Annotated in this window: 16 protein-coding genes; 5 read left to right on the top strand and 11 right to left on the bottom strand. The window is 62.3% G+C overall.

Annotation, left to right across the window (positions count from 1 at the left end; genetic code table 11):
- Positions 1-94: 94 nt before the first annotated feature.
- Together AB7828_RS08920 and AB7828_RS08915 are read right to left on the bottom strand one after the other, a co-directional pair.
- Complete coding sequence (locus AB7828_RS08920; RefSeq protein WP_439064643.1) at positions 95-1,420, bottom strand: LLM class flavin-dependent oxidoreductase; 1,326 nt, start codon at positions 1,418-1,420, stop codon at positions 95-97.
- A 211-nt stretch (positions 1,421-1,631) separates the two neighbouring features.
- Positions 1,632-2,546, bottom strand: coding sequence for a LysR substrate-binding domain-containing protein (locus tag AB7828_RS08915; protein ID WP_439077512.1), 915 nt, complete (start codon positions 2,544-2,546; stop codon positions 1,632-1,634).
- 116 nt (positions 2,547-2,662) lie between these two features.
- On the opposite strand from AB7828_RS08915, the gene AB7828_RS08910 reads away from it, so the two are divergent.
- Positions 2,663-3,400 carry an SDR family oxidoreductase gene (locus AB7828_RS08910; protein WP_089264610.1) on the top strand — a complete coding sequence of 246 codons (738 nt, stop codon included), beginning with the start codon at positions 2,663-2,665 and terminating at the stop codon, positions 3,398-3,400.
- Positions 3,401-3,451: 51 nt separating this feature from the next.
- Here AB7828_RS08910 and AB7828_RS08905 read toward each other — a convergent pair whose 3' ends face one another.
- The 5 genes from AB7828_RS08905 to topA form a co-directional block, all read right to left on the bottom strand.
- Positions 3,452-3,679 (bottom strand): hypothetical protein, encoded by a 228-nt coding sequence (locus tag AB7828_RS08905; protein ID WP_089263755.1) that lies wholly within the window; start codon positions 3,677-3,679, stop codon positions 3,452-3,454.
- Between the two features lie 116 nt (positions 3,680-3,795).
- Positions 3,796-4,533 carry an NUDIX hydrolase gene (locus tag AB7828_RS08900; protein ID WP_441229958.1) on the bottom strand — a complete coding sequence of 246 codons (738 nt, stop codon included), beginning with the start codon at positions 4,531-4,533 and terminating at the stop codon, positions 3,796-3,798.
- A 54-nt stretch (positions 4,534-4,587) separates the two neighbouring features.
- Positions 4,588-5,010, bottom strand: a complete 423-nt coding sequence (locus AB7828_RS08895; RefSeq protein ID WP_089263757.1) for a DUF983 domain-containing protein — start codon at positions 5,008-5,010, stop codon at positions 4,588-4,590.
- Positions 5,011-5,014: 4 nt separating this feature from the next.
- On the bottom strand, positions 5,015-7,411 hold the full coding sequence (gene rnr / locus AB7828_RS08890) for a ribonuclease R (RefSeq protein ID WP_441229957.1): 2,397 nt from the start codon (positions 7,409-7,411) through the stop codon (positions 5,015-5,017).
- Between the two features lie 11 nt (positions 7,412-7,422).
- Positions 7,423-10,167: a type I DNA topoisomerase gene (topA, locus tag AB7828_RS08885; RefSeq protein ID WP_089263759.1), complete on the bottom strand. Its 2,745-nt coding sequence runs from the start codon at positions 10,165-10,167 to the stop codon at positions 7,423-7,425.
- Between the two features lie 232 nt (positions 10,168-10,399).
- On the opposite strand from topA, the gene AB7828_RS08880 reads away from it, so the two are divergent.
- Positions 10,400-10,606, top strand: a complete 207-nt coding sequence (locus AB7828_RS08880; protein WP_441229956.1) for a hypothetical protein — start codon at positions 10,400-10,402, stop codon at positions 10,604-10,606.
- Here AB7828_RS08880 and AB7828_RS08875 read toward each other — a convergent pair.
- A complete protein-coding gene (locus tag AB7828_RS08875; protein ID WP_441229955.1) occupies positions 10,595-11,044 on the bottom strand; it encodes a winged helix-turn-helix transcriptional regulator in 450 nt (149 codons plus the stop codon). The two genes, AB7828_RS08880 and AB7828_RS08875, sit on opposite strands and share 12 nt — an antisense overlap.
- A 126-nt stretch (positions 11,045-11,170) precedes the next feature.
- On the opposite strand from AB7828_RS08875, the gene AB7828_RS08870 reads away from it, so the two are divergent.
- Entirely contained in the window at positions 11,171-11,944 is a 774-nt protein-coding gene (locus AB7828_RS08870; RefSeq protein WP_120292057.1) for a glucose 1-dehydrogenase, read from the top strand.
- Between the two features lie 172 nt (positions 11,945-12,116).
- Here AB7828_RS08870 and AB7828_RS08865 read toward each other — a convergent pair whose 3' ends face one another.
- Positions 12,117-12,725, bottom strand: coding sequence for an FMN-dependent NADH-azoreductase (locus AB7828_RS08865; RefSeq protein ID WP_120292059.1), 609 nt, complete (start codon positions 12,723-12,725; stop codon positions 12,117-12,119).
- Between the two features lie 97 nt (positions 12,726-12,822).
- On the opposite strand from AB7828_RS08865, the gene AB7828_RS08860 reads away from it, so the two are divergent.
- A complete protein-coding gene (locus AB7828_RS08860) occupies positions 12,823-13,203 on the top strand; it encodes a winged helix-turn-helix transcriptional regulator (protein WP_244528459.1) in 381 nt (126 codons plus the stop codon).
- Positions 13,204-13,207: 4 nt separating this feature from the next.
- Here AB7828_RS08860 and dprA read toward each other — a convergent pair whose 3' ends face one another.
- Positions 13,208-14,350: a DNA-processing protein DprA gene (dprA, locus tag AB7828_RS08855; protein ID WP_441229954.1), complete on the bottom strand. Its 1,143-nt coding sequence runs from the start codon at positions 14,348-14,350 to the stop codon at positions 13,208-13,210.
- A gap of 83 nt (positions 14,351-14,433) precedes the next feature.
- Between dprA and AB7828_RS08850 the strand changes: the two genes are divergently transcribed.
- Complete coding sequence (locus AB7828_RS08850) at positions 14,434-14,895, top strand: hypothetical protein (RefSeq protein ID WP_441229953.1); 462 nt, start codon at positions 14,434-14,436, stop codon at positions 14,893-14,895.
- A 28-nt stretch (positions 14,896-14,923) separates the two neighbouring features.
- Here AB7828_RS08850 and AB7828_RS08845 read toward each other — a convergent pair whose 3' ends face one another.
- A complete protein-coding gene (locus AB7828_RS08845) occupies positions 14,924-16,120 on the bottom strand; it encodes a carboxymuconolactone decarboxylase family protein (protein WP_441229952.1) in 1,197 nt (398 codons plus the stop codon).
- Positions 16,121-16,244: the final 124 nt, after the last annotated feature.

The following is a 16,244-nucleotide window of genomic DNA, read 5'->3' as shown; positions in this document are numbered from 1 at the left end:
CAGCCAGAGAACTGGCCGTGTTGGGGCGCAACCTAGCCCCGAACGCCCCAAAGTCAAGGTTTTCTGGGGCGGTAAATCCGGGGATTTGCGGGTCTTAACCCGGAAAGAAGCGGTTTTTGGGCCGCGGTAGCCCCAAATTCTCGCGGAGCGTCCGGCCTTCATACTCCGTGCGGAAAATCCCGCGCTTCTGGAGTTCCGGGATCACCCGGTCGACGAAGTCGTTCAGCCCCTCCGGCAGATAGGGGAACATGATGTTGAAGCCATCTGAGGCCTCGGTTTCCAGCCATTCCTGCATCTCGTCGGCGATGGTCTGGGGCGTGCCCACGAAGGCGGAGCCGCCATAGCCGCCGAGGCGCTGGGCAAGCTGGCGCACGGTCAGGTTCTCGCGCCGGGCGAGGGCGATGACGCGCTCGCGGCCGCTCTTGCTGGCATTGGTCTCCGGGATCTCGGGCAGTGGGCCATCGGGATCGAAGCCGGAAGCATCGGTGCCGAGATTGATCGAAAGCGAGGCGATGGCATTGGCGTAATGCACCTTGCTGTCGAGCAGCGCGCGTTTCTCTTTAGCTTCCTCGACGCTGTCGCCGACCACCACGAAGGCGCCGGGCAGGATCTTGAGATGATCGCGATTGCGGCCGAGCTTCTCCATGCGGCCCTTGATGTCCGCATAGAGCTTCTGCGCATCGCCGATGGCGCCGCCGCCGGTGAACACGGCTTCTGCGGTTTCGGCGGCAAGCTGCTTACCGTCTTCGGATGCGCCGGCCTGCACGATCACCGGCCAGCCCTGCACGGGCCTGGCGATGTTCAGTGGGCCGCGCACCGAGAGATGTGGGCCCTTGTGATCGAGCACATGCATCTTGTCGGGGTCCATGAAGATGCCGCTCTCGACGTCGCGGATGAAGGCGTCATCAGCGAAGGAATCCCACAGGCCGGTGACCACGTCATAGAATTCACGCGCGCGCTTGTAGCGCTCGGCATGCTCCATGTGATCATCAAGGCCGAAGTTCAGCGCTGCGTCGGGATTGGATGTGGTGACGATATTCCAGCCGGCGCGGCCGCCCGAGATATGGTCCAGCGAGGCGAAGCGGCGGGCGACGTGATAGGGCGCGTCAAAGGTGGTGGAGCCGGTGGCGACGAGGCCGATATTGTCGGTGACGGCGGCCAGCGCTGACAGCAGCGTGAACGGCTCGAACGATGTCACCGTGTGGCTGCGCTTCAGCGCCTCGACGGGCATATTCAGCACGGCAAGATGATCGGCCATGAAGAAGGCGTCGAACTTGCCGGCCTCGAGCTTGCGGATCATCTGTTTGAGGAAGGGAAAGTTGAAGTTGGCGTCAGGCTGAGCGCCGGGATAGCGCCATGCGCCGGTGTGGATGCTGATCGGGCGCATGAAGGCCCCGAGCTTCAACTGACGCTTCGCCATCTGGAATTCCCCGTGATGCTGGTCGGGAACAGATAGGGACGCCAGCGCGCGCAGGTAGATGCTGCTCACGAGAAGATTATTGCGATTTCGAGATTATCCGCAGAACCTCATCCTGAGGAGCGGCGTCTTCGCCGCGTCTCGAAGGATGGAGACGGGAGCTCATGGTTCGAGATGGCGCTAAAGTAGCGCCTCCTCACCATGAGGACGGAGCTCACCCCTTCTTCGGATTCAGCGTTGGGTCCATCGCGAATTGCGTTTCCAGGTAGTCGATCATGGCGCGGGTCTTCTGCGGCACGAAGCGGCGCGAGGGATAGACCGCGCTGATCGGCACCGGTTTCGGTTCGAAGGCTTCAAGCAACACAATGAGACGACCGGTCTCGATCTCATCCCTGAAATGCCAGATCGGCACAAACCCGATACCGAGGCCGGACATCACGGCTTCGCGAATGCCTTCCGAACTCTGGGTGCGCACCGGCCCCGTGGCTTCGATAGCGATCGGGCCGTCCGGACTTTCGAAGCGCCAGGTCACGCCGCCGGTGAAGCGCGTATAGGGGATGCAATCATGCCCGATGAGATCGTTCGGATGCGCAGGCTGCGTCTTGCCGCGCAGATAGGACGGCGAGGCCACCAGGATACGGCGTGTCACGCCGATTTTCCTGGCGATTAGGTTTGGGTCGGTCACGACGCCGGAGCGGATCGCGAGATCGATGCCGTCCTCGACCAGATCGCTGAAGCCGTCGCTCATCACGAGGTCGACACTGACGTCGGGGTAGCGCGCCAGAAAGCCCTTGAGATGCGGGATCACCCGCAGCCGTCCGAACACCACCGGGAGGGCCAGTTGCAACGTGCCTGATGGTCTGGCCCGGCGGCGTCCCACGGCGCCCTCGGCCTCGGCAACGGCTTCCAGCGCCAGTTTGGCGCGTTCGTAGAAGCTGCGGCCGTCATCGGTGAGCGTCAGCTTGCGCGTGGTGCGGGTGAACAATCGGGTGCCGAGATGGTCTTCCAGCGTTGCCACCTGGCGGCTGACGGTCGGCTGGCTGGAATTCTGCTCCTCAGCCACACGGGTGAATGAGCCCGCTTCGACGACGCGGATGAAAGCCTGGAAAAGGGCGACTGTATCGGTCATTCATCCAGAATACGGATAAATAATATCCGAACAAGCCCATAACCGCCAGCGGGCGAATGGACGATGTTCTCCATGTCGGACGGCGATGGCGCCGCCCCAAATCAGAGGAGAGCATCATGACCCGCAAACTCGAAGGCAAAATCGCAGTCGTCACCGGTGGCAGCGCCGGCATCGGTCTGGCCGCCGCGCAGCGTTTTATCGACGAAGGCGCCACCGTGTTCATCACCGGCCGCCGCCAGGCCGAGCTCGATGCCGCCGTGAAGCAGCTCGGACCGAAGGCCGTCGGCGTGCAGGCGGACGCGGCCAAGCTCGCCGATCTCGCGCATCTGTTCGATACGGTGAAGGCTGCCAAGGGCAAGATCGACGTGCTGTTCGCCAATGCCGGCGGCTATGAATTGAGTGCGTTCGGCCAGATCACCGAAGACGTCTATGACAAGATGTTCGACATCAATGTGAAGGGCGTCCTGTTCACGGTGCAGCAGGCATTGCCGCTGCTGTCCGACGGCGCCTCAGTGGTTCTCACCGGCTCGGTGTCGGGATCGAAGGGCATGGAGTCCTTCAGCGTCTACAACGCCACCAAGGCAGCGATCCGCTCGTTCGCGCGCAGCTGGACCTCGGACCTGAAGGCGCGCAAAATTCGCGTGAACGTCGTCAGCCCGGGACCGATCCAGACCCCCGGCCTCGACGTCTTCGCCAATGACGATGTGAAGGGCTACCTCAAGACCATCGTGCCGCTCGGCCGTCTCGGTACCGCGGACGAAGTAGCGAAGGCGGTGCTGTTCCTGGCATCGGATGACTCCAGCTTCGTCGCCGGCGCAGAATTGTTCGTCGACGGTGGCCTCGCTCAGATCTGACGATGGGTCTGGCAGAGCAGGAAGGCGCCGCGGATGCGGCGTCTTCTCGTGTCAGAAACTGTGCATGTGCGCGCTGGCGCGATACTCGCTCGCCATCAGCTCTTCGTTTTCAGCAACCTGAATCCACGAGATGGCGAGTTGTAGCAATGCACGAACTTTGCGTGGGTCAGCTTCCACGCTGGCGCGCTGGCTGAGTGCCGACGCCTTGCGACGATATTCCAGTGACGCGCGCGTAAATGTCGAAGACTCGACCTGCGGCGTCCAATTCATCTGTCCCATAACTGGGAATTCCTGTGAGCAAGCAACGGTAGCTTACCGCGCCACACCAGTTATCCCACTACGCAAACAGTTAGAATTAGAATAGGTCGAAAAGCGAGACCCGTTACTTGATTAACTCAGGTTTCGCCGGGCAGCATATCGAGTTGCATCTTGCCGCTGTACCAATGGAAGAAGGGCAGTGGCGCGTCGTGACGGAGCGGGCCTGTGGCAAGACGCTGCTGCAATTGATTAAGCACGTTCTTCGTCATTGCGTGCGCGTCGGCGAGATGGGCGGAGCCGAGTTCGACCCAGACCAGTTCCACCAATTCGGCATCGGCATGCACGACGCCCTCGACGCGATGCGCGATCGACGATGCATCCGCTGTGAAGAAACGCGTATCGAAGCGCTTGATACGGCCGGGTGGTGTGATGGCGCGCGCAATCAGAAACAGGCCCGAGGGATCGGGCAGGAGACCTGCATCGCTAAAAGCTTCCCATACGCCGGGGAGCTTCCTGGTCGCGCCATCAACCTTGCGGCCGAGGCAGAGGCCCGTTTCTTCGCAGGCTTCGCGGATGGCAGCGACAGCAAGCGAACGCGCGCGCGACGGCGGCGTCTTCGGGCTGCCTTTCATCAGGTTGGCTTCAAGCTCCGGCGGCAACGGTGCAGCCACCGGAATCTTGTTGTCGGTGGTGTCGACACTGCCGCCGGGGAACACGAACTTGCCGGGCATGAACACGACCTTGTCGTGACGCTTGCCGACAAGCACTTTCGGAATCGGGCCGGAGCGATCGACCAGCATCAGGGTCGCAGCGTCGCGCGGACGCTTATAGGGATGGTGGTCGGCTTCCTTGCCGATCTCGACTGCGTCGCTCATTCCGTCTCCTGAAATTCTTCTTATTACGTGCTGTTCAAGGGGACGGAGAACGTATCAGTCAGCCGGGCCGTCGCCAAATCCGTGCATGCGGAATGCCCACTGCAATCCCACCACGGCGCCCTTGACCGGTTGCAGCAGCAACAGCGACGCGATCAGCGTGATCGGCAGGTAGATCGCAAGTTGCAGCGCGACCGATGGCGAGTAGTTGGTCTCGATCCACAATGCGATCGGTACGACGATGTGACCGACGATGACGATCACGAGATAGGCGGGAAGATCATCGGCGCGGTGCGCGGAGAAATCCTGTCCGCACTTGTCGCAGTGATCGGCGGTTTTGAGGAAGGCGCGAAACATCTTGCCTTCGCCGCAGTTCGGGCAGCGACAGGCGAAGCCGCGCTTCATCGCGGTCCACACATTGCGTTTGGCGGAGGAATCCAGCGTCGCGCTCCAGATCTTCGGTGTGGTCAATGTCATCATGACGTTACCCCTTTTTCGGCTTGCCGGGGTTACCACCGGCGCGAGCCTTGTCAGCTTTGGCAGCCTGCCGGGCATTGCGACCGGGTTTGGCTTTCTTGGGCGCCTTGAGCTTCTTCGACGATTTGAACTTCGTCGCACCAGAAGGTTTGGGACCCGGATGACGCGGCCGGTCTGCAGCGTCATTGCTGCGGGCATGTTCGCGTCGGCGGTTCCGTGGGGCGGTCTTGCCCTCGGAGAGCATTTCGAACCGCAAGGCACCTGCAACGGGGGCTGCCTCGACCAGACGGACATCGACGACGTCGCCCAACCGGTGCATGGCACCACTGCGTGTACCGACGAGGGCGTGGCGAGCTTCGTCATAGTTGAAGTATTCGGTGCCCAACGTGCGGATCGGGATCAGGCCATCGGCGCCGGTCTCGGTCAATCGGACAAAGAGTCCAGCCCTGGTGACGCCGGAGATCCTGCCCCGGAAGGTGGCGCCGATCTTGTCGGCCAGAAAATGCGCAATCAGCCGGTCGGACGTCTCGCGCTCGGCCTTCATGGCTCGGCGTTCGGTGGCCGAAATCTGCGCCGAGATTTCGCTCAGCGTTTCCACGGTTTCCGTCTCGGGCAGTGCGCCTTCGCCAAGCCCGAGCGCACGGATCAGTGCGCGATGTACGATCAGATCTGCGTATCGCCTGATAGGCGAGGTAAAATGCGCGTAGCGGCGCAGGTTCAGACCGAAATGTCCGTAATTCTCGGCGGCATATTCCGCCTGGGCTTGCGAGCGCAAAACCACTTCATTCACCAGCGGTTCGGAATCCTGACCTTTGACCTGTGACAGCACCCGGTTGAATACCGATGGCCGCAATGCGCCCGCTTTGGCGAACGGCATGTCGAGGGTCTTGAGGAATTCCTGCAGGTTGTGAACCTTCTCCACCGAAGGCTCATCATGTACCCGATAGATAAGCGGCAGAGCCTTCTTTTCAAGCGTTTCGGCTGCGGCGACGTTGGCCAGGATCATGAACTCTTCGATGAGCTTATGCGCGTCGAGCCGCTCCGGTACGATGACGCGATCGACGGTACCGTCCTTCTTCAGCAGGATTTTTCGCTCTGGGATGTCGAGATCGAGCGGATCGCGTTCGTCGCGCGCGAGCTTCACCTGTGCATAGGCCGCGTAAAGCGGCTTCAGGATCGGTTCGAGCAGCGGGCCGGTAGTATCGTCGGGATGGCCATCGATGGCGGCTTGCGCCTGTGCGTAATTCAGCTTGGCCGCCGAGCGCATCAGGATGCGATGGAACGTGTGCGACTTCTTGCGGCCATCGACTGATATCACCATGCGTACGGCGAGGGCGCCGCGCGGTTCGCCCGGCACCAGCGAACACAGGTCGTTGGAGATGCGCTCCGGCAGCATCGGTACGACGCGATCGGGGAAGTAGACGGAGTTGCCGCGGATCAGCGCATCGCGATCGAGCGCAGAGCCGGGGCGCACATAGAAAGCGACATCGGCGATCGCGACGCTGACAATGTATCCGCCTGTATTGTTCGGATCGGAATCGAGTTCGGCATAGACGGCGTCGTCATGATCCTTGGCGTCCGGCGGATCGATGGTAACCAGCGGCACGTCGCGCCAGTCTTCGCGTCCTTGCAATGTCGCAGGCTGCGCCGCTTCCGCTTCCTTCAGCGCATCGCGGGAGAACGCTTGCGGGATATCGTGGGAATGGATCGCGATCAGGCTGACCGCTTTCTCGGAGGAGAGCGAACCGAGCCGTTCCTTGACCTTGCCGGAGCCGAGGCCATAGCCACGGGTACGAATGAGATCGACGCTGACGAGATCGCCGTCCTCGGCGCCGTTAGCGTCTGACGCGGCGATGTTGAGTTCGCGCCCGGCCTGCTTCTTGTCGACCGGGATCAATCGTCCGCCGCCATTCGGCAGCGCGCGATAGATGCCGAGCAGGCGCGTGCGGGCACCTTCGAGCACCCGCACGACGCGGCCCTGATAGCTGGCTAACTCGCCATCGTTCTCGATCTTCTCGATGCGCAACAATGCGCGGTCACCAACACCTGCCGCGGTGCCGGGGAGGGGACGGCGCGGCGTATGAATGCGAATTTTCGGTACGATGCCGTCTGCCTCGTCCCATTCGACGGGCGTGGCGATCAACTCGCCATCGGCATCCCTGGAGGTGATGTCGACGAGCACGGTGGGTGGCAGCGCTGCGGGCTCGCGCACGCTGCGGCCCTTCTTGGCGATGGCGCCTTCGTCGGCGAGTTCGCGCAGCATGCGCTTGAGCTCGACACGGGCGGCGTTCTTCAGTCCGAATTCACGCGCGATCTCGCGGGTGCCGATCTTGCCGGGATACGCGCGAACGAACGCGACGATGGCATCCCTGGTTGGAAAGCTGCTGTCACGTTTCTTGTTCACAATTGTCCGTTCTAGCCAGCGCTCTTCTTCGCGACCGTTTTCGCGGCCTTCTTCTTGGCAGGCGATGTCTTCGCCTTCACCGGCGCGCGCGCCTTGCTGGCGGCAGCCGTTTCAGCCTTGGGTTTAGCTGCGGCTTTCTTCGCAACGGCCTTCTTGGCCGCCGGCTTCTTCTCGGCCGCGTCGGCCTTCTTGGCGACAGCCTTCTTCGCCGGTGCTTTCTTGGCGCCGCGCTTCGGCTTGATGCCGCCCTTGGCCACGCGCTCGTCGATCAGCGCGATGGCCTCTTCGAGCGTGATCGTCTCCTGCGTCTTGTCGCTCGGGATCGTCGCATTGACGCCGCCCGCGGTGACATAGGCGCCATAACGCCCGCCCTTCACGGCAACGCCGCCGAGGGTCGGATGGTCGCCGAGCGGCTTGCCGGGATCGGCGCCGAAGCGGCGACCTGATGGGCCCTTGGCGATCTTCTCGGCGATCAGCGTGACCGCGCGGTTGAGGCCGATGTCGAACACCTCGTCGCCGGCTTCCAGGCTGGCATAGGTTTTCTCATGCTTCACGAACGGTCCGAAACGGCCGAGGCCCGCGGTGATCGGCTCGCCGGTCTCCGGATGCTTGCCGATCTCGCGCGGCAGCGACAGGAGCTTGAGTGCCAGATCGAGTTCGACATCGCTGGGCGACGTGTTCTTCGGAATGCCGGCACGCTTCGGCTTCTCGCCTTCTTCGTAATCCTTGGCGTCGCCAAGCTGAATATAGGGCCCGAAGCGTCCGGCCTTCACCGCGACTTCGAGACCTGACACCGGATCGGGGCCGAGCACGCGATCGGCGTTGGCGCCGCTATCGGCGGCGAGCGGACGCGTGTAGCGGCATTCCGGATAATTCGTGCAGCCGACGAAGGCGCCGAACTTGCCGGCCTTCAGATTGAGACGACCGGTGCCGCAGGTCGGGCACTGGCGCGGATCGCCGCCATCCTCGCGCGGCGCGTAGATGTGCGGGCCGAGCATCTCGTCGAGCGCGTCGAGCACCTGCGCCACGCGCAGATCCTTGATCTCGTTCACGGCGCCGATGAAGTCGGTCCAGAAATCCTTGAGCACCTGCTGCCAGGAAATCTCGTTGTTGGAGATCCTGTCGAGGTTCTCTTCCAGCGCTGCGGTGAAATCGTATTCCACATATTTGGCGAAGAAGTTTTCGAGGAAGGCGACGACGACGCGGCCCTTGTCCTCGCCGTACAGGCGCTTCTTTTCGAGACGGACGTAACCGCGATCCTTCAGCACCTGCAGGATCGATGCATAGGTCGAGGGACGGCCGATGCCGAGCTCTTCCATGCGCTTGACCAGCGAGGCTTCCGAGAAGCGCGGCGGCGGTTCGGTGAAATGCTGGGTAACCGCGAGGTTTTCTTTCTTCAGCGCTTCACCTTCGCTCATGGCGGGCAGGCGGCGTGAATCTTCATCCTCGGCGTCGTCGTCCTTGCCTTCCTGATAGACGGCAAGGAAACCATCGAACTTCACGACCTGACCGGTGGCGCGCAGTTCGAGCAGGCGCGATCCTGCCTTGGCAGCGATATCGACGGTGGTGCGCTCCATCTCGGCTGATTCCATCTGGCTGGCGATGGTGCGCATCCAGATCAATTCATAAAGCCGCGACTGATCGCTATCGAGACGGCCGCGCAGGCTCGCCGGGCGACGCGACATATCGGTCGGACGGATCGCTTCGTGCGCTTCCTGCGCGTTCTTGGCCTTGCTCGTATATTGCCGCGCGGCGTCCGGCACATATTGCTTGCCGTAGTCTTCGCCGATGACAGAGCGGGCCTGCGTGATGGCGGAGGGGTCGATCTGCACGCCGTCGGTTCGCATGTAGGTGATGAGACCGGTGGTTTCGCCGCCGATGTCGATGCCTTCATACAGACGCTGCGCGATGCGCATGGTGTGCGCCGGCGCGAAGCCGAGCTTGCGGCTGGCTTCCTGCTGCAGCGTGGAGGTCGTGAACGGCGCCTGCGGATTGCGGCGTGCCGGTTTTGCATCGACGGTGGAGACCGTGAAGTTGGCGGCTTCGATGGCCTTCTTGAAGTCTTCGGCTTCCGCACCGGTGCCGATATCAAGACGCTGGATCTTCTTGCCGTCAGCGCCGACCAGGCGGGCTTCGAAACTCTCGCCGCGCGGCGTCGCCAGCGTGGTCACCAGCGACCAGTATTCGCGCGGGATGAACTTCTCGATTTCCTGCTCGCGGTCGCAGACCAGGCGCAGCGCGACCGATTGCACGCGGCCCGCGGAGCGGGCGCCGGGCAGCTTGCGCCACAGCACAGGAGAAAGCGTAAAGCCCACCAGATAATCGAGTGCACGGCGCGCCATATAGGCGTCGACCAGTGCGCCATCGATCTCGCGCGGGTTCTTCATCGCGTCGGTGACGGCCTGCTTGGTGATCGCGTTGAACACCACGCGCTCGATCTTCTGGTCTTTCAGCGCGCGCTTCTGCTTGAGGACTTCGAGCACGTGCCAGGAGATGGCCTCACCTTCGCGATCAGGGTCGGTCGCGAGAATGAGCTTGTCGGCGCCTTTGACCGCCTTGGCGATGTCGTTCAGTCGGCTGGCGGCCTTGGGGTCGATCTCCCAGATCATCTGGAAATTGGCGTCGGGATCGACCGATCCGTTCTTGGCGGGAAGGTCGCGGACATGGCCGAACGACGCCAGGACCTCATAGTCCTTGCCCAGATACTTGTTGATCGTCTTGGCCTTTGAAGGCGACTCGACAATGACGAGATTCATGTGATTCCAATAACTTACAGGGGGAATCCGGCTTGGGTCTGCGAGAGTCGCGCCAGCCGTTTCGCGGCGAACATGGGTGCGAAGGGGTCTCGTGTCAAATCGTGAGTTGTTGATGGCCACGCCTGTTGGTTCCCAATCACTTACCAAGGGTTGTAAAATGCAACCATTGGGGGTATGATTTGATGCTTCGTTGGTGCTGATTTCGCCCGGACTGCCCGGGTAGGGAATGCCTATGACACCGCCCATTCCGGACGATCAGGCGCAGGGCGATGGCGGGCCCGAGGAGGCGGCTCTTTATATAAAGAGTGCGGTCCGCGATCTGTCGCGGATGGCGCGCCGCCATCGCCACGACATGCTCGCTTACCTGCTCGACATGGCGCATCTCGAAACCGAGGAGATCCTGCGGCTGTGTGACTTGCGCAAGCCGTCAGGCCGTTGAGGGCACAATCGTGGTGTCGCCATAGCCGAGCAGCCTGCCGTCGGCCGCATGCAGTTCCAGCTTCTTGATCTGCTTGCCACGCTTGCGATCGACCATGATGGTCGTCGGTTCGCCGGGCTTGAACGCATAATCCTCGCCCCACTGGCGCAGCGCCACCATGATTGGATGAACCGCCTGGCCTTTCGGGGTCAGGACATAGTCCTGATAGGCGCTGCCGTCGGCTGCCGGCTCCAGTTTCAGGATGCCGTCCTCCACGAGGGCTTTCAGCCTGACGGCGAGAATGTTCTTCGCCAGTCCGAGACTCTTCTGGAATTCGCCGAAGCGCCGGGCGCCCAGCATGGCGTCGCGGATGATCATCATCGTCCAGCAGTCGCCGATCACCTCCATGGAGCGGGCGACGGGGCAGGTGGAGTCCTTGAGACTGGTGCGTTTGGCCATGCGACTTTCCAGCGGCGGGAAAAAGAAATGCAGTGATTAGCGGACATGTGGTTGCATTATGAAACCATCCGCCCTAAATGGCAATGTGGTTTTAAAAAGCAACCACTTGATCATCAGGAGATCACCATGCGTTTGGCGAACAAGACGGCGCTCATCACGGGCGGCAATAGCGGTATTGGACTGACCACGGCGAAGCTCTTCGTCGCTGAGGGCGCCAAGGTGGCCATCACTGGTCGCGACAAGGCGAGGCTCGACGCGGCGGTGGCCGAACTCGGCCCGAATGCGATCGGCATCGTGGCTGATGCGACTGACATTGCTGCCACCGAGAATGCCGTGGCCAAAGCTGTCGAGAAATTCGGCAAGCTCGACATCGTATTCGCCAATGCAGGCATCAGCGCGCATACGCCAGTGGGTGGCACCGCGCTCGATGTGTTCGAGTCCGTCTTGAAGACCAACATCACCGCCGTGTTCTTCACCGTGCAGGCGGCAGCCGCGCATCTCAACGATGGCGCGTCCATCATTCTCAACGGTTCGGTGATCTCCGTGCTCGGAAATCCCGGCTATGCTGCCTATGCCGCGAGCAAGGCCGGCGTGCGCGCGATGGCCCGCGTGATGGCGTCCGAACTGTCGCCGCGCAACATCCGCGTAAACGTGGTCTCGCCGGGCGCGACCGCGACGCCGATCTGGGACCGTGTTGCGCCGACGCCGGAAGCTTTCAACGCATTCGAGAAGCGCCTGTCGCAGACCATTCCGCTCGGGCGTTTCGGCAAGCCGGAAGAAGTTGCGAAGACCGTGCTGTTTCTCGCGTCGGATGATGCATCGAACATCCAGGGCGCCGAGATTTTCGTCGATGGCGGCGTGACATCGGCCCCGGCAGGTGCACCGGCCTATCGTAGCTGAATGATCGCAACGCGCATCGTCATCCCGGGGCAGGCCGAACGCGCAGCGGACGGCATGAACCCGGGATCTCGATATGTGAATCTCATTTCGAGGTTCCTCGCCACTCCAATTGGAGTGGCTGAGGTTCGCGCATTCAGCTGCGCTGAAAACGCGCCCCGGAACGACGCGTTAGTTAAGCCGCGTGCAGATCTGTCGCTGCCTGCAAGGCACCGGCAACGGCTTTCTCGCGTAGCTCCGGTCCCATCATGATGCCGTCGGCGGCGATGAATTCGAGATTGGTGACGCCGATGAAGCCGAACACCCAGCGCAGATAGGTTTCGAGATGTTCGCCGGCAGCCGTTGGCATGTCCGCGCCGTAGAAGCCGCCGCGTGAAATGGCGACGATGACGCGCTTGCTGCCCGCGAGGCCTTCGGCACCCTTGTCGCCGTATTTGAATGTCTTGCCGGCGACGAGGATGCGATCAATCCACGCCTTGAGCTGGCTCGGAATGGTGAAGTTGTACATTGGTGCGCCGATCACCACGATATCGGCAGCAAGAAACTCCTCCAGCACGGCACTACCGGCGGCGAGATCGGGCTGAAGCGCCGCATCGGGCGCTGCGCCCTGTGCGACGGCGAGATGGGAGCCGGACAGATGCGCCAGCGGCGTGGTGGTGAGATCGCGATAGGTGGTCTCAAGGCCGGGATTGGCCTTGGCCAGCCGGTCGGTAATGGCGGCGGAAACCTGCCGGCTGACGGAGTGGGGGCCGAGAACGCTGGAATCGATATGGAGCAGTTTCATGTGGTCACCTCATGGTATAGGTTTGTAACTGACGCTACATGAGTGACTGGCCGAAACCGCACAAGAAGGCACAATTTTGAAACCCGAGCACAAAAAGGTGCCTGCTTTGCCGGCGATTCCGCATCAGGAGAGCGACTGTCGCGGCGTCGCCTCGGTGCTGGCGCGGGTCGGCGACAAGTGGAGCGTGCTGGTGATCATGCTGCTCGGCGACGGTCCACGGCGCTTCAACGAGTTGAAACGGATGGTCGGCGGCATCTCGCAGCGGATGCTGACCCTGACCTTGCGCGGGCTTGAACGCGACGGTCTGGTGACGCGTACCGTGTTTCCGACCGTGCCTCCGCGTGTGGACTATGAACTCACGGATCTCGGCCGAGGCCTGAGCGATCCGGTCATAAAGCTCGGCGAATGGGCGCAGCAACATCTGCCCGATATCGACACCGCACGAAAAAACTTCGACGGGCGCAATTCGGAGGACTGAGTCCTCAGATCATCGACACCAACCCTCCGCCATGACGCTCCAGCCGTCCGGCAAGCTCGAGCTCCAGCAGCACGATGCGTACGGTGGCAGCCGATGTACCGGCAAGGCGAATAAGATCGTCGATGCCGACCGGGCTTGGGCCGAGCAATGCGATCACGCGTGCACGGTCGCTGCTGTCTGGTTCATCGAATGACGTGATGTCATCAGGTTCACGGCTCGGCAATTCGATCGGCCGCTCCATGATCGGCGCGACCGCATTGATGACGTCGGAGGCTTCGGTCACCAGCGCTGCGCCTTGCTTGATGAGGTCGTTGGTGCCGGCGGCGCGGGGATCGAGCGGCGAGCCCGGCACGGCAAACACTTCGCGGCCCTGTTCGGCGGCCATCCGCGCGGTGATCAGCGAGCCCGAGCGATGCGCCGCTTCGATCACGACGACGCCGAGCGCTGCACCCGAGATCAGGCGATTGCGACGCGGGAAGTCGCGAGCACGTGGGACATGGCCGAGCGGCATCTCGGAAATCGCGCCGCCGTTGTCCAGCAGGGCGAACAGCAGGCCCTCGTGTTCGGCCGGATAGATTTTGTCATGACCGCCAGCCAGCACAGCGACCGTCCCGCTGGTGGTGCTGGCGCGATGCGCGGCCTGATCGATGCCGCGTGCGAGGCCCGACACGATCACGAAGCCGGCGTCGCCGAGATCGCGCGCCAGTCTCTCGGCGAACTTCAGTCCTGCGCCGGACGCATTGCGCGAGCCGACGATGGCGATCATCGGCCGCATCAGCGCATCCACTTTGCCGCGGATGCCGAGCAGCGGCGGTGCATCGTCGATCCCCGCCAATCGCGGCGGGTAGCCGGGCTCACCGGGCGCGACAAGCGCGACATCCATCTTGCGTCCGAGGTCGAGTTCACGCTGTGCGTCGTCGGCGCTGCAGATCCGGCCGGCGCGGGCAGCGCCGCCGCGGCGCGCCAGATCGGGCAGCCGCTCCAGCGTGGCGCGTGCGCTGCCGAAATGGTTGATCAGCGATCGAAAAGTACGCGGCCCCACATTGTCGCTGCGGATCAGCCGCAACCAGTCGAGCCGCTGGGCGTCCGTGAGCTGTGTGCTGCTCTGTGAGATGCTGTCCAAACCATGCTCCCCCGTGGAGAGCATCTATCAACTTAAGGATGCATTCAATTGACATTCGCACTTAAGGTGCGAGAGTAGGGGTGAGCCCTGATGGCTTGTGTTCAGTGATGGCAATGCTTTGGGACGTGAACAACTTCCAGCGGATCGGTGCATCGAGCAACGCCGTTGGGCGTGAGTTCGAGGAAGCGGCGCAGATCTTCTTTCATTCCGAGGGCGTGCAGCTTGCGCGCAATTTCGTCGTACCCGTCGGCCACCGGCTGCAGAAGAACAAGCGCTTCGATCTCGGCAGCGCCAGCCCGCGCATCCTGGTGGAGTGCAAGTCCTACACTTGGACAGTGTCCGGCAATCGGCCGAGCGCCAAGATCCGCGGCATGAACGAAGCCATGCTGCTGTTCGGTGCGGCGCCGCGCGACTATCGGAAGATTCTGTTCGTGCTCAAACATCTTCACCCGCATTCGAAGGTGAGTCTGATCTCGCACTATATCAAGAACAACGGTCACCTGATCAGCCGCGGTGTCGAGATCTGGGAGTTCGATCTCGACGCGAAGCAGGGCGCGCGGGTGTTTTAAACTGACACTGACGCCGGGTTGGCCGCGGCTAGCTTCGTTTGCCGAATTCCTCAGCCGCGATCCGGACCGCCTGTTGGACGGCAGGATAGCCGCTATAGGGTGCTAGGTTGAGCAATGTCTCCAGAATTTCGTCTCGGCTGGCTCCCACATTCAGGGCGGCATTGATGTGCACGCGAAGCGGTGTCTCGGCGGTCTTCGATCCGACGGCGGCGAGGGCTGCGCAGGCGGTTAGCTCTCGCGTCCTGGCGTCAATCCCCGTGCGCGAAAAGATCTCGCCATAGGAGTGTTCGACAATCATTCGCCCGAGGTCAGGGGCGATATCGTCAAAGCTTCGGACTACGGCATCTCCGGATGCGCCCGAGGTCTTTCCGAGCGCCGCGCGTCCGCGCTCCAATCGCATCTGCCGGGTTTCGGCATTGGCCGGGCGGAACGATATTGGCTGGCTTGCGGCGGTGTCGCCAAAGGCTTCCTTGGCAACCGCAAAGGCATTCAAGGCGCACGGAAAGCCGCGATAGACGCTAACCTGCGTCAAAAGTTCGACCACTTCGTCTCGCGTTATGCCTAGGGCTAGTGCGCCTTGGATGTGCTGGCGAAGGGCAGCTGCATGATTGCCACCTGCCGCCAGCATGGCGACGATCACAAGCGCCTTGGCCTTGAAATCCAGACCCTGTCGGGAAAGTGCTTCGCCGAAAGCGAACTCGACCGAGAGCCGCGCCAGATCGGGCGAGGCTTTTTCAAACTCGCCGAAATATGCCTGCATGTCGCCGCCGGTGAGGCGGCTTGCAGCTTCGCTGCCGTTCTGCGCACGTCCGGTTCCATCGTCCGTGGCGGGCTCGACCGGCACAAAAGCGAGCTTTCGTTCGGCGAAAATGCTGCGCAACAGTCCGACCGCATTGATGGTCGGAGGAAAACCGAGCAAGGCGACGGAGACGAACATCAGTTCGATGAGGACGCGCGGCTCGCCGCCGACATTGAGATAGCCCGCCATATGATACTTCAGTTGCGGCTGGGCACTCCCATCGGCGAGCAGCATTGCCGCCGTACAAAGTTGTCGCAGCGGAAGCGCGAGCCCGGGGCGAGACAGCACGTCGCCATACGGATACTCAACAGTGAAGCGCGCTAGATCCGCAGATACTTCCGCCAGGCTGTTGACGGGGCCGTCGAAATTCTCGCCGCCGACCTTGCGCAGTATGTCGAGGCCGCGTGCGAATCGCTCATTGCCCATTGCTGTTGTTCCTGCATTGGCTTCTTGCGCGCGAACGGCCAACGAAGCCCCCGCTGCGCCTAGCGCTGTGAGAAAGTTGCGGCGGGAGGCAATTTTGTCCGGCGGACTGTCCTCGCTGGCGGGG

It is taken from the genome of Tardiphaga sp. 215_C5_N2_1 (genome assembly GCF_052076055.1).
Lineage (GTDB): Bacteria > Pseudomonadota > Alphaproteobacteria > Rhizobiales > Xanthobacteraceae > Tardiphaga > Tardiphaga robiniae.
This window is presented reverse-complemented; position numbering and strand designations above follow the sequence as displayed.